Consider the following 14,157-nt stretch of genomic DNA (forward strand, 5'->3'; position numbering starts at 1 on the left):
GCGATGGAAGCGGAAGGCCCCAACCTTTATGGCTTCCGCTCCACCGTCATCGCGCCGCCACCGGGGGCGCGTGCCTGCACACCGCGGTCGTAAAGCGATTCGACCAGAGCCGGGGGAATGATGAACTTGCCTGCGTTGGTCGCCTTGATCCGGTAGACGAACTCCTGCACGTCGCGGCTGGCGTAGCCGTAGACGACCACCCGATCTTCGCGGACATCGGCGTACTCGGGTTTCCAGGTGGACTCCGGGTTGCCGATCGGCGAGCGCCACGCCGGCGTCCCGTTGTCTCCCTCCGCGCCCTCTTCCCCCTCCGACGCCGTCTCGTCGGAAGAAGCCGATTCCGCTTCCGGCGCTTCCGGCGCTGCCACCGTGTCGAGCACGGGCTCGAATCCGCCGGGCAGCAGGTCGACGATCGCGACGTTGTCGACACCTTCGTCCTTCGTCGCGCGGATGCGCAGATGCACGTCGATCTCGTCGCCGGTACTCACGCTGTCCACCGACTTGCCCTTGGTGTCCGTGTAAGTGCGGGTGATCTCCAGGCCATCCTTGCGCGTATCGCTGGCCGGCTTGCGGTCGAAGCCGGTCTGCGCCACACCGTACCAGCCGGTGGAGTCCGCGTCGTTGACCAGCCGGAGACGCTGCGTGCCGCTGGGCCAGTGCCCATCCAGGATCGAACCCTTCGGCGCACCGATCGGCGCGACCGTACCGTTCGCCGCCACCGCACCGATCGAAAGCCTGGAAAGATCGCCCGCTTCCTTCGCCCACGCATCCAGCGCAAGGATGATCATCGCGGAGGACAAGGTGTTGTAGTGGCCGTTACCGAGCGGTCTTACCAGGTTCCCGACGGTCTCCGGCGGCAGCGCTTTCGCCAGGTCGGGAAAGTGCTTCGACAGCAGGTAGAGCACCGTGGCATCGCGAATGGGCGCATCGTAATAGTCGCCGTATACGTAAGGCTCGTCCGCGGGCTTGCGCACCAGGATCTTGCGTGGACCGGCAATCAGGTCGCTGGCGAGGCGATCCTGGTGGAGCAGCTTGTAAGAGGCCGCCAGCCACGCGGCGGAAAGATCGTTCTTCCACTCGTTCGGATGGACTTCCTGCAGGCGGCGCTGCAGGGAAGCGAGATCGTTCGTGGTGACATTGCCCTGCCGTGTCAGCAGGTAGATGGCGTAAGCCCTCTGACGCATCTCCACCAGCGAGTCGCCGCTGTCGGCGGCGGCGATCTGGCGGAGAGCCTCGTCGGCCGAAGCCAACATGTCATGCGGCACGGTCACGCCGCGATCGCTCGCTTCCACGAGGTAATGCACGGCGTAGTCGGTGGCGAAGGTGTGCGTGTCCGGCGTCGCCGTCCACAGGCCGAAGCCACCTTGCCCGTTCTGCCTCGCGCGCAAGGTATCGAACAAGGCGGCGACCGGGTCCGACGGGGGCGGTGCGTCGCCGGACATCCGGGCTGGCCTCACATCGCCAAATTCGGGGTGCTGCCCGAGGATCAGGGCCGGCATCGCCGCGCTGATCACCTGCTCGGTGCAGTAGTGCGAGAAGTCCACGAGATACGCGGCGAGCCCGCGAGCCAGCACGACCGGCACGGTGGAGAAGGCCGCGTCGCGCTTGGCGTACTCGTCGTGCATGTCGCGCAGGCCGGTCACATCGCTACGCGAGTGCGCATCGACATGTCCGAAGGCGAGATCCGTGCGCATGGGCGACGCCGGACGCACCGACAGGTCGACGCCCTGCTTCGCGGACTTGCCGTTATAGGCCGCCGTGAAGCCAAGGTTGCCCGAGCCCAGCTTGTCCGTCGCGCGCACGCGGAAAACCGCCACGCCTTCGCGCATCTCGCCAAGATTCAACGTTTTCGTCGCGTCACCCACGATCTGCAACTGGGGTCCCAGTTTGAGTCCCACCGCGACGGGCACTTCCTTTCCTCCCAGGCCAGTCAGGTTGTTCGCCACGCCAACGCTGACTTCCGCCTCGTCGCCCGGGGCAAGCGTGGTGGGTACGTTCGGTGAAAGGACGAAGTCACCACGGACGGTGGTGGCGCTTTCGAACGTGCCGATGCGGTCCGGCGACACGCTGATCGCCATGACGCGCAGCTTGCCGTTGAAGTAGTCGGGTACCTTGTAGGTCAGGTCGCGCGATCCATCGATATCGACGATGCCCGACCAGTACGCCACCGGCTTGTCGCGTTTGCGCCGGAACGGATTCAGTTGGCGACCCATCGCGCCGTCGGCATCGCCGCCTGGTGCGGCCATCGCCATCAGCTTCTGGAAATCGGGAATGATGAGATCGAGGATCTGCGAAGTGGACACCTCGAGCATGCGCTTGCGAAAGAAGTACTGCAGCGGGTCGCCAAGCTTGTAACGCGCCACTTGCAGAATGCCTTCGTCCACGGCGAAGACCACGGCGCGCGTCGTGTTGGGCGAGGTGACGTGGAAGGTTACGGTATCGCCGGGCTTCACCAGGGCCGGGGCTTCCACGGCGATTCCGTTGCGGCGCGCGTCCATGTTCACCGAGAACGGCACCACGCCGAACGACAGCGGACTCATGAATATCTCGTCCGAAGATGGATCACGCACGTATTGCACGTTGATATAGCCGTTGCCTTCGAAGTCCGCGGGCACGGCGATGTGCTGCACCGTGCTCGTGGTATCGGCGTGGAACCAGGCGTGTGCGTAGACCTTGTCGCGTTCGATGGTGATGAGGCCGCTACCGGCATAGGGCGCGCGGATGGCGATGTCCACCGCCTCGCCCGGCGCATAATCGTTCTTGGACAACGTGAGCTGCAGTTCCGCGTTGCGTTCCAACGACCGGGAAACGTTGCCCTCGCCGGCGACCGACCATGCCACGCGATTGACTTCCTTGCCGTTGGCATCCTTCACCACCAGGGCGAAATTACCCGGCTTGTCCGTCGGAAGCGCCAGGTCGATCCCAGCGGCCGGAATAACCAGCGGCACTTCCGACAACGTCGACTCGCGCGCCTTCGATTCGTACTTGAAGACACCGGAATCCTGCTTCGTGAGCACGGAGACGTAACGTGTTTCCACGATCGCCTGCTTCAGCCCTGGCAGATCCATGCGCTTCGCGTTCGGGTCGATCGCCACGAGGTTGACGCTTCGCTTCGCATCGCGGCTCACATAGTCGAGATTGTCGACGGACTTGTATCCGACGAGCCAGTCGTTCGAGGACACCATGCCCTGTGTAGCCGCGGCGACGCTGCGCCCGCCTTCCGCTTCATGGGCCTTGGCGAGGAAGTACAGTTGATAGGTGGCGTCGGCGTACTTGGACAGGTCCAGCGAAAACTCCGCGTGGCCCTTGTCGTCGGTCTTCACGTCGGCCAGCTTCTCCTCGAAGCCTTCCTTCGCCCGGCGTATGTCGTAGAAGTGGTAATCCTTGTAGCTCGGGAACGAGGGGAACGCCGGGCGGAGGGTGAGCGAGCCCTCGACGCGGCGGTCCGCGGCGGGCGTACCGAACAGGTTCCTCACATCGACCAAGGCCTTCAACTGCGCGGGTTTGACCCAACCTTCGGTCACCGCCGTGGAGAGCGCCGCCGAGACCTTCATCCGGTCCGGCTGGAATTCCTTCACCTGGACAGTGGTACTGCCGATCTGAGAGTACGGCTTACCGTCCTTGGCGATATACAGGTTCACCGTCCAATTGCCCGTCGGCGAGGATTCGGCGGTGGTGTGGTCGAGCTCGGCGAAACCCGCGGCATCCATGGCGATCGTTTGCTGGCGCACCGTGGTACCGCGTGGGTCCACCACCTCGGCGATCAGCGGCATGCCTGCGACGCTTCGCGTCCAGCTGTTGGCACGCACGATCATTCCCACATGGAAGAGGTCGCCCGGCCGGTAGATACCGCGATCGGAGAACAGGTATCCCGACAGCTGGCCCTGGCTGTGTGCATTCGGCTCACCGCCGATGTCGAAGCGGGAGAAGTCCAGGGTGCGGTCGTACGACGTCACCGGCAGGAAAGACAGGTCGTCCCCCTGGCGTACCACGTACATGGCCGGGGCCTTCTCTTGCGTGAAACCCTTGAGATTGGCGAAGTGCGCGCGGCCATCCGCACCGGTGCTCTGGGTGAACAGCGTGCTGCCGTTCTTCGCGATGACCGCCACGGAGGCGCCGCCCACCGGGGAGCCGCTGTGGATGGATTGCACGAAGATATCCTGGCTACCGTCGAGCGATTTCTTGGCGATGACGCCGAGATCGGTGATGACGACGAGGCGCTCGTCCTTCGGCCAATCGTAGGGAGCGGTATCGCTATCGTCCTCGCGAGCGGCATCGGCCACCGCGCTATCCGCATCCCCTCCCGCTTCGCGGGCCGCCGCCTCGCGCGCGGCCTTTTCGCGACGTTCGCGTGCTTCCTGCTCCGCCTTGGCGTCGTAGCCAGAGAGCTTGACCAGGAAAATGCCGCGCTTGCCGGCGGCCAGGTATTGGCCCAGGTCGAAACCTTCGTAGTGCGCCTTGCCGGGGCCTTCGTCCGGGAAGGAGACTTTCTTGACGAAGCGGTCCACGATGTGGTCCGGAGTGAAACCATACATCTCCGGCTTTGCATAGCTGCCCGAGTTGAGCGACACGAGGTGCTGCAGCTGGTCCGGCAGCACGCGGCCGACCTCCACGCGCATGCCCGGAATGTTGCGCGACACCACCGAGACGCGACGATCGCCGCTGAGCGAAAGCAGCGATCCATCCGCCATGAAGCGAAGCAGGCGCGGGTACTCTGGAACGGTAAGCATGTCGGCCCGCGCCTTGGGCATCACGTAGCCGCCGAACGAGGTCATGCCCTTGTCCACGCGCACGTAGATACGCTGGCCTGGCTGGGCGTGGTAGCGGAAGCTCTGCGTTTCCGACCAGTCGTTCTCGGTGGGCACTACCTCCGCTTTCAGCTGGGCGAAGGATCGCAGGTCGGCATCACCCACTTGCGACACCGCATAGTGCTTGTCGTCACCTTCCGGCACGGCCCATACGTGCAGGTGCTTGGCCAGTTCGTTGTCGCTCACGGGGCCGCCGAAATGCATCACCACCACTTGTTCCGGCTCGAACCGCTCGTTGTCCACCAGCGTGGCCGAGACCTCGTCGAGCTTCAGGCTGTACTGGCCCGGCACGCGCACCGACGTCGCCAGCGCCTCTTCCGTGCCGTCGCCGCCACGACTGCTGCGCACGCCATCGTCGAGCTTGACACCCACGGCACCGTCGTCCCGGGGCAGCTGCAGCGGTTGCGAGTGGACGAAGGCATTAAGACGGCGCTCATCGTAGGTGACGCTGAACTTCAGGGTGGTCCCGCGCTTCTCCTCGCCATTTCGCAGGTCCAGCGAAAGGCGCTTCTCGAACTGCGTCGCATCCACGGGATAATTGAAGCCGAACTGGACGATCGTCTTTTTCTTCGTCGGGTCTTGTGGATCCTGGTAGAACTCACCGTTGACGACCTTCGCGGTGAAGGGTGCGGTGTTGAAGCTGAAATGGTCGTCGGCCAGCAATACCTGCGGCGCGAACACCTTCGCCTTGTCGAAACTCACCTCGATCCTGCGGCCCACCGGCCAGTCGCCCGCCGGCACGAAGCGCAGCACGCGGTCGTTTTCCCACGCCCACTGGCCGGGCAACCTGGGGTCCATGGCGATGCCGTCGGTAACCGGCTTGCCCAGCGATTCCAGCCGGGCCGCCGAGCCGGAGAAGGTCACGGTAAGGGGATGGATCGTCACGGGGACGTGTTCGTAATCGCTGATCGCCGGCGCCGGCGCCTTGAAGCTCACCCGGTCCGGTTCCGCGGGCCTGGGCCTGTTCTGCCACCACTGCCAACCGAACCATCCGCCGGCGACCAGCAGCAGGGTTCCGGCGATACTGCCGGTGAACTTCAACGGATGGCTGCGGGCCGCCCGGGCAGTCGCCGGCATCCAGCCGGGTGCCGACCAGGCCATATTGCCGAAAATGGGCCTGAACAACCGGCCAAGCAACCAGAACAGGCCGCGCATGAAGCGCACGGGCAACAAGGCAATGAAGCGAAGCAGATCCATATGTCCTTCCGATCCCATTAAGATGAAGGCGCAGTCGCCGCCGTGCCGCGAATACGGCAAGGCCCGTCCCCCGCATCCGCGGTGACCGGCGTTCGCTTCGTATCCCCGATGTCATGCTGCGCGCGAACCGTGTCGCGGCCGCGACGGAATTCTGGCATAGCGCGGGACACGATCGGGGCTTTTGCGGGCGTGTTGCAATAGAACGATTCTGAAAATGCTTACCGATCCGATACGCCGTGATCCGGCTCACGCATGCCGGGTAACGGCATGTAACGGACGCGAACATTGAGCTATGGTCGCCACATTCGCTGACAACGTGAACATATGAACGACGACGCGACGGGTCCGATCGAGAGGGCGATCGCCACGGGAGATCACGAATTTCGTGAGTTGGCTGACTTCGCACCCGTGATGATCTGGCGATCGGGGCCGGACAAGCTGTGCGACTGGTTCAACAAACCCTGGCTTGAATACACCGGCCGCGACATGGCGGCGGAATTGGGCGATGGTTGGGCCACGGGCGTGCATCCGGACGACCTGGAACGCTGTCTCGACACCTATGTGGATGCGTTCGACGCGCGCAAGCCATTTTCGATGGAGTATCGCCTGCGCCGACACGACGGCCAATACCGCTGGCTGCTCGACAACGGCGCGCCTTTCCATCGCGGAGGTACGTTCGCCGGCTATTGGGGCAGCTGCGTGGACGTGTCCAACCATCGCGACGCCGAGCGCGCCCAGCGCATCGTGATCAACGACCTGAACCACCGCATGAAGAACGTCCTCGCGGTGGTCCAGGCCATGGCGATGCAGAGTTTCACCGACGACCGTCCGCTGGACGTCTCGATGAGCGCCTTTGGCAGCCGCCTGCGCGCGCTGGCACGCGCGCACGACCTGCTCCTGGACCCCTCGCGCAACGACCTTACCCTGCACGGGGTGATCCAATCCGCCGTCGCCCCGCACGACCCAGGAAAGGCCCGGATCACGTTCGCGGGCCCGCCTCTCGTGCTCGATCCGGAAGCCGCCGTGGCGATGGCCATGGCCATCCACGAACTGCTGACCAACGCCGCCAAGTACGGTGCGCTGTCCACGCCGTCAGGCACGGTGGCGATCGCCTGGACGTACGTGGAGACGCCGGAACCAGGCAAGGCTCGCCTGGAATGGAAGGAGCGCGGCGGTCCGGCCGTCGCCGCCCCCATGAGACGCGGATTCGGCACGCGCTTCATCGAACGGGTGCTGTCCGGCCAGTCGCGCGGCCAGGCCGCCATCCGCTTCGAGCAGGACGGCGTTCGCGCCGTCTTCGAAGCCGCCGCGGGACTGCCCTGGTCCCCTCAGCCCAAGAAAAATGCCCCGGGTTGAATAAATGTCGGTCGCCCTTGTCGATAAGCTCGGGCGACAATCGACGTCTCCATGAACACCGGGAGTCCTTTCCGGTGACCAGCAAGGAGAACGGCGATGCGTTTCATGGTGATCGTAAGAGCGAACGAGGCCTCCGAAGCCGGCCAGATGCCGAGCGAGGAGATGCTCACGGCCATGGGCAACTACAACGAGGAACTGGTCCGGGCCGGCGTCATGCTGGCGGCGGAAGGCCTCCACCCCAGTAGCAAGGGTGCCCGGGTGCGCTTTTCCGGAAATCGCCGCGACGTCATCGACGGTCCCTTCGCGGAAGCCCGCGAACTCATCGCCGGCTTCTGGCTCATCCAGGTGCGTTCGCTCGACGAAGCCATCGAGTGGGTGAAGCGCGCGCCCAACCCATTCGAGGGCGAATCCGAGATCGAGATCCGCCGCATCTTCGAGGCGGAGGATTTCGGCGCCGAGTTCACTCCGGAAGCGCGTGCCCAGGAAGAACGCCTGCGCGCCGAACTTGCCTCACACCATTGACCCACGACAGACGGAGTTCGTCATGAAGATCCAGCCTTACCTCTTTTTCAACGGCACCTGCGAAGCGGCTTTCCGATTCTATGAGAAGGCGCTTGGCGGCAAGATCGGCGAATTGCATCGTTTCAAGGACATGCCGCCACAGGAAGGATCTGGCAGCGACGGCTGCGGCGGCATGTCGCCGGAGGCGCTCGCGGCCATGGGCGAGAAGGTCATGCACGTGAACCTTGCCGTCGGCGACCAGATGATCATGGGATCGGACAACCCCGACGATTCCAAGAACGGCATCCAGGGCGTCACCATCACGCTGGGCTTCACCGACGTGGAGGAAGGCCGCAAGGTATTCGAAGCGCTCTCGAAGAACGGTGACGTGCAGATGCCGTATGGCGAGACTTTCTGGGCCAACGGTTTCGCCATGTTCAAGGATCAGTTCGGGGTGCCCTGGATGATCAACGCCGGCGACAAGCCCAGCCCGTGAGGAGCCAACCATGCGATTCCTGATAATCCGCAAGGCGGACATCGATAGTGAAGCCGGCGTACGTCCCACGCGCGAACTCATCGAGGCGATGGGCGACCACGTGGACACGCTAGCGGCCGACGGCCGTTTTCTCGCCGGCGAAGGCCTGAAACCCAGCCGCGAAGGAGTGCGGGTCACCTTCGGGCCTGACAGGAAGGCCGTGATACAGGACGGCCCTTTCGTTGAAACGAAGGAATTGGTCGCCGGCATCAGCATCATCGAGGCCGAATCGATGGACGAAGCCATCGACTGGGTGAAAGGCTGGCCGGCGGAGGATGCACACGGTGATGCCGTGGTGGATATCCGGCCGATCGGCTGCCCTGGGGGCCTGGGCGGTTTCGGCGATCCCAGCGAAGCCGATTCCCCCAAGTCCCGCTACGTCGTGATGTTGAAGGCGAACGAGCGCAGCGAAACCGACTGGAACCCCGGCCCCGAGATTCTCGACCGCATGGTCGAGGCCAACCGCGCCGGGCACGAGGCCGGATTCCTCATCGCGGGACATGGGCTGTCGTCCAGCCGTCACGCCAAGCGGGTGGGCTTCAGCAAGGGTAAGCCCACGGTGTTCGACGGTCCCTTCGCCGAGATCAAGGAGATGGTCGCCGGCTTTTGGGTACTTCGCGTCGACGGTCTCGACGAAGTCATCGCCTGGACGGAAACCTATCCATTCCCCGACGGCGAGGACGCCCGGCTGGAAATCCGCGAGCTCTACCGCATGGAAGAACTGATGCCCGTGGCGTCCTGATTGCCGCAACGCGGCTTGCCACGCATGGCGGCGGATGCTGTCATGCGTGGCCATGACGAAACACGACACCCATCGCGCCATCGATGCGATCTGGAAGATCGAATCGCCTCGTCTCATCGCGACGATCGCGCGCATGGTGCGCGACCTCGACCTGGCCGAGGAGCTGGCGCAGGATGCGCTCGTCTCCGCACTGGAGCAGTGGCCCCGCGATGGCGTACCGCGCAATCCCGGCGCATGGCTGACGCAAACGGCGAAGCACCGCGCGGTGGATCGTATCCGGCGCGAGCGCATGGCCGGTCGTAAGCTCGAAGCCCTTGGCAAGGACATGGAGGGCTTGCTCGAATCGGACGATGACCGCCTGATCGATGCGCTCGACGACGACATCGGCGACGACATGCTGCGATTGATCTTCACCGCCTGCCACCCGGCGCTGTCGATCGAGGCCCGCGTGGCATTGACACTACGCTTGTTGGGCGGATTGACCACCGACGAGATCGCACGCGCCTTCCTGGTTCCCGAGGCCACGGTCGCCCAACGCATCGTGCGGGCCAAACGCAGCCTGGCCGACGAAACCGTGGCCTACGAGGTACCTCGCGGCGATGCGTTGAAAGAACGACTCGCCTCCGTGCTCCGCGTCCTTTACCTCATCTTCAACGAAGGGTACGCGGCCACGGCGGGCGGTGACTGGATGCGTCCGGCGCTCTGCGATGAAGCGCAGCGCCTGGGTCGTGTCCTTGCCGAACTGATGCCCGGCGAAGCGGAAGTCCACGGGCTGGTGGCGCTCATGGAAATCCAGGCATCCCGCGCGGGCGCGCGTACGGGCCCGGATGGACAGCCGATCCTGTTGCTCGACCAGGACCGCCGTCGCTGGGACCGCCTGCTGATCGGGCGCGGCCTCACCGCACTGGAACGCGCCGAGCGCCTGGGCGGGGCGCATGGCCCCTACGCGTTGCAAGCCGCCATCGCGGCCTGCCATGCACGCGCCACGCGTGCCGACGATACCGATTGGCCACGCATCGCCGCGTTGTACGCCGAACTTGTCGAGGTCGTGCCCTCGCCTGTCGTCGAACTCAATCGCGCGGTGGCCGTGTCGATGTCCGAGGGACCGGACGCGGCCTTGCCCATCGTCGAGGCGCTCATCGGCGAACCAGCGCTACGCGACTACCACCTGCTACCCAGCGTGCACGGCGACCTCCTGTTCCGCCTCGGCCGCATGGACGACGCCCGCGAAGCGTTCCTCCGCGCGGCGCGCATGACTCGGAACGAACGCGAACGCACCTTGCTCGAATCGCGGGCCAGGGCCTGCACGGCCGCGACGCCGGATTGAGCCCGACGACACCCGCCGCGCAGAGCGTACATACAGGAGGCCGCCGAGCGAATTGCCGCCGCGCGACGACGACTACTTCGCCTGATCCGCACTCAGTGCGTGATATCGATCTTGACGTTGGTGCCGTCGGGCACGTCCTGCAACTGCTGCAGTACCGAGCCGGTCAGTTCGAAGTGCTCCCTGGCCGGCACGGGGTTCAGGTTCTCGACCGTGTACTCGCCCTCGGCGAAAACCGGCAAGGTGACATAGGTGTAGCACTCGCCATCCGCGCGGATTTTTCCCGCTTCGATCAGTGCTTCGACCAGCGGCGGCAACAACCAGTCTTCGGCGATCTCCTCGCGCAGCAGGTTGTTGAATCCCGGCACGCTCTCCGCGACGCGCTCGATTTCGGCGGTACCGGTGTTGAGCCAGAAGATGCCGCCTTCGTCCGCTTCGTAGAACATGTCGCCCAGCGCCGTGAACAGCAACGGCGTGAAGGCGTCGCCGATGCGCCAGCGCCAGGATTCGGCGAGCGCGTCGATGGCCTCCTTGTCCGGCGTGCAGATGAGGTCGTTCCAGGAGAGGGCCATGGGGGCGCCTTTTTCGATCGGGGTCGCCATTTTAGGCTTTCTCCGCGCGCGGTGCCTCGCCGCCTGCTCGACAGAACCTAATGGCCCGGCGCATTGTCGAAGGCGCGGTTCACCGCGCGCACGAAGGCGGCCCGCGCCTTGGCCTGTGCCTCGTCCGTCGCCACGGGCCACGCGGCCAACTGCACGATGACGAGGCGCCGCTTCGGGTCCACGTGCAGCAACTGGCCGAAGATGCCGATGCCTTCGAAGCTGCCGTCGTCGTACGTCCACCACTGGTAGCCGTAGCCGCGGCCCGGCGTGCCGATGTCCGCATGCGTGCGCGTGGCGTCGTCGAGCCAGCCATCCGCGAGCACCGGCTTGCCACCGGCGATGCCACCGTCGAGCAGGAACTGCCCCAGCCGCGCGTAATCGCCCAGGGTGGCGGACACGCCGGAGCCGCCGGCCTCCGTACCGTCCACATCGTCCTTCAGCCAAAGCGCATCCGCGGCCATGCCATAAGGCTTCCAGATTTTCTCGGAGAGGTACGCCGCCAGTGTCTTGCCGGTCGCCCGCGTGACGAGGATGCCGATCAGGTCGGTCTCCCCTGTCTTGTAGACCCAGCGTTCGCCGGGCGCGAACTCCCGCGGCAACCGTGCCATGTACGAGACCAGCAAGGGGACGCCAGGCTGACGCAACCCTTCGTACATCATCGCCACGTCCGACTTCGGATCGGCATAATCCTCGTTCCAGCGCACGCCCGAGGTCATGGAAAGCAATTGCCGGACCGTCACGTCGCGGTAGGCACCCGCGGACAGCTCGGGGATATACCGCGTCACCTTGTCATCGAGGCTGTGTATCGCGCCGTCGCGCAAGGCCGCACCGACCAGGGTGGAGGTGAACGACTTGGCCACGGAGAACGATGTCCAGCGGGTGGCCGGACCGGCGCCGAGGCCGTAGCGTTCGAGACGTACCCGGCCATCCTCGACGACCATGACACCCGCCACGTGGTGAGCCGCCATGTAGCTCTCGAGCGTCGAGCCGTCGTCGAAACGCGGCGACAGCGGCGCGCCGGCGGGTAATGGATGCGCGCTGCCGCGCGGTACGACGTTGCTCGCGTAATGCGTCTCCATCGCGCGGAACGCCGCTTCGCGCTGCGCCTGGTCCCAGAACAGCACGTCGGTACGGCGCGCATGCGGCGCCGCGCATCCCACAAGGAACAACAGGGCAAGCAGCAACCCCAGGCCCATTGCCGGCAGGGTCGGCTCCCACCACTTGCGGGAACGGTGGTTCACGAGGCTTTCCTCGCGCGGCGGCGGAGCTCGAAGGCGCCCAGTGCGAGCGACGCGATCGCCAGCGGCCCCAGCCCGTAGATCACGCGGTAGGCAAGCAAGGCCGCCAGGACCTGGGCACGCTGCTCCTGTGGAAAGGCCGCCAGCGTCAACGCTTCGAACGCCCCGATCCCGCCCGGTGTATTGCTGACGATGCCGGCGATGATCGCGCCGACATAGATCGGTGCGAAGTCGAGGAAGCTGCCCGCGATCTCGGCGGGAAGCAGCAAGTACATGGCGGCGATGGCACCGATCATCTCGAGTACGCCGATGACGATTTGTGCCCCGGCCGACCGGGCCGACGGCACGGGCGTGCTGAACTTCCAGACCCGCAGTTCGTCGTGCTTGCCGGCCAGCCAGCGTAGCAACAGGACGAAGAGGCTCACGAGCGCCGCGCCCAGCCATCGGCCCCAGCCGTGCGCTATCGACGGCTCCAGCATCAGGGCGATGGCGGTCACGGCGGCAAAACCCATGGCCACGGCGAAACCGACCAACCCGACGACCCGCGCCACGTCGGCCGCACTCACTCCGCGTGTCGACAAGATGCGATAGCGCAGCGCGGTACCGGTGATGGCGTGGAAACCGAGTGCATTGCAGATCGCGTGCGTGGTCGCGCCTGCGAATATCTTCATGCGCATCGACACCTTGCCCGGCACGACGGTTTCCACGGCGAAGACGTCGTAGGCGGTGAGGCAGGCCCAGCTGAGCAAGGCGGCGGCGATCGAACCGGCGACATGCCAGCGAGGGATCCTGTCGACGGCGTCGCGCACGTCATGCCAGGCCATGCGTGCGATGTACCGATGCAGCAGGAAAACGGCGACACCGAGGATCGCCACCATCAGCAGGTGCTTCGCCAGCCAGGCCGCGATCGTCTTCAGGGACCGCTTCGTGTCGTTATCCGTCACTGCTCCACTCTTGCCATCGGGCGCTCGCCCACGAACGGCGGGCATCATCCCACGATGAGGCCCCGGCGGGGCTAGACTTGCGCCCAGAGGTTTTTTCCGGGAACACCATGCTTCACTACGAAGGTTCGCTCTGGCTGTCCGACGGCGCCCGCCGATGGGGCGGCGCCGATCGTGTCGAACTGCTCGCGCAGATTGGCGCCACCGGCTCCATCACCGCCGCCGCCAAGGCGGTGGGGATGAGCTACAAGGGCGCATGGGATGCGGTGGAAGCCATGAACAACCTGGCTGGCGAAACACTTGTCCTGCGCGCCACCGGGGGCCGTGGCGGTGGCGGCGCCCGCCTCACGCCACGCGCCGAGCGCCTGATCGCCGCGTTCCGTGGCATCGATGCGGAGCACCGGCGTTTCGTGGAGCGTCTCGCGGCACTCGGCGACGAAGCCACCGATGACATCCACCTGTTGAGGCGATTCACCATGCGGACCAGCGCACGTAACCAACTGGCCGGCGTCGTTCGCGCCGTCACCGCGGGCGCGGTCAACGACACGGTGGACATCGCCTTGCCGAGCGGCGCGCCGCTCGTCGCCACGGTGACGAAGGAGAGCACGGCCAGCCTGGCGCTGGCGCCGGGGCGCGCGGTAGTCGCCCTGGTCAAGGCCAGCTGGGTCATGCTCGGTTTGCCGGACGAACACCTGCGCGTATCGGCGTCGAACCAACTGCCGGGTACGGTGCTGCGAACGACGCCGGGCGCGGTGAATGCCGAAGTATCCGTCGAACTCGATGGTGGGGGCACCGTCACGGCTATCATCACCATGGAAAGCGCGAGCGCGCTGGGGCTCGCCGAGGGCTCGGCCATCGTCGCCATCTTCGATGCCTCATCGGTGATCGTCGGCGTGACCGACTGAAGCAACGG

10 protein-coding genes are annotated in these 14,157 nt (G+C 65.4%); 6 read left to right on the forward strand and 4 right to left on the reverse strand.

The genetic code is table 11. The features are described 5' to 3' along the window. Positions 1–26: 26 nt before the first annotated feature. A complete protein-coding gene (locus tag J2T07_RS06630; RefSeq protein ID WP_306848415.1) occupies positions 27–6,005 on the reverse strand; it encodes an alpha-2-macroglobulin in 5,979 nt (1,992 codons plus the stop codon). A 324-nt stretch (positions 6,006–6,329) separates the two neighbouring features. Between J2T07_RS06630 and J2T07_RS06635 the strand changes: the two genes are divergently transcribed. From J2T07_RS06635 to J2T07_RS06655, 5 genes are all read left to right on the forward strand, one after another. Further along, positions 6,330–7,361: a sensor histidine kinase gene (locus J2T07_RS06635; RefSeq protein WP_306848416.1), complete on the forward strand. Its 1,032-nt coding sequence runs from the start codon at positions 6,330–6,332 to the stop codon at positions 7,359–7,361. 96 nt (positions 7,362–7,457) lie between these two features. Beyond that, positions 7,458–7,883, forward strand: coding sequence for a YciI family protein (locus J2T07_RS06640; RefSeq protein ID WP_306848417.1), 426 nt, complete (start codon positions 7,458–7,460; stop codon positions 7,881–7,883). Positions 7,884–7,905: 22 nt separating this feature from the next. Continuing rightward, positions 7,906–8,358, forward strand: coding sequence for a VOC family protein (locus J2T07_RS06645; RefSeq protein ID WP_306848418.1), 453 nt, complete (start codon positions 7,906–7,908; stop codon positions 8,356–8,358). A 10-nt stretch (positions 8,359–8,368) separates the two neighbouring features. Then, complete coding sequence (locus tag J2T07_RS06650) at positions 8,369–9,139, forward strand: YciI family protein (protein WP_306848419.1); 771 nt, start codon at positions 8,369–8,371, stop codon at positions 9,137–9,139. Positions 9,140–9,191: 52 nt separating this feature from the next. Continuing rightward, entirely contained in the window at positions 9,192–10,466 is a 1,275-nt protein-coding gene (locus J2T07_RS06655; protein ID WP_306848420.1) for an RNA polymerase sigma factor, read from the forward strand. Positions 10,467–10,558: 92 nt separating this feature from the next. Here J2T07_RS06655 and J2T07_RS06660 read toward each other — a convergent pair whose 3' ends face one another. The 3 genes from J2T07_RS06660 to J2T07_RS06670 form a co-directional block, all read right to left on the reverse strand. Further along, entirely contained in the window at positions 10,559–11,035 is a 477-nt protein-coding gene (locus J2T07_RS06660) for a T6SS immunity protein Tdi1 domain-containing protein (protein WP_306848421.1), read from the reverse strand. Positions 11,036–11,112: 77 nt separating this feature from the next. Then, entirely contained in the window at positions 11,113–12,306 is a 1,194-nt protein-coding gene (locus J2T07_RS06665; protein WP_306848422.1) for a serine hydrolase domain-containing protein, read from the reverse strand. Then, positions 12,303–13,247, reverse strand: a complete 945-nt coding sequence (locus J2T07_RS06670; protein ID WP_306848423.1) for a lysylphosphatidylglycerol synthase transmembrane domain-containing protein — start codon at positions 13,245–13,247, stop codon at positions 12,303–12,305. The genes J2T07_RS06665 and J2T07_RS06670 overlap by 4 nt, the downstream gene beginning before the upstream one ends. A 107-nt stretch (positions 13,248–13,354) precedes the next feature. Here J2T07_RS06670 and J2T07_RS06675 point away from each other — a divergent pair, with 107 nt between their 5' ends. Then, positions 13,355–14,149 carry a TOBE domain-containing protein gene (locus J2T07_RS06675; protein ID WP_306848424.1) on the forward strand — a complete coding sequence of 265 codons (795 nt, stop codon included), beginning with the start codon at positions 13,355–13,357 and terminating at the stop codon, positions 14,147–14,149. Positions 14,150–14,157 lie beyond the last annotated feature (8 nt).

The organism is Luteibacter jiangsuensis (assembly GCF_030812295.1).
In the GTDB taxonomy this organism is placed as follows: domain Bacteria; phylum Pseudomonadota; class Gammaproteobacteria; order Xanthomonadales; family Rhodanobacteraceae; genus Luteibacter; species Luteibacter jiangsuensis_A.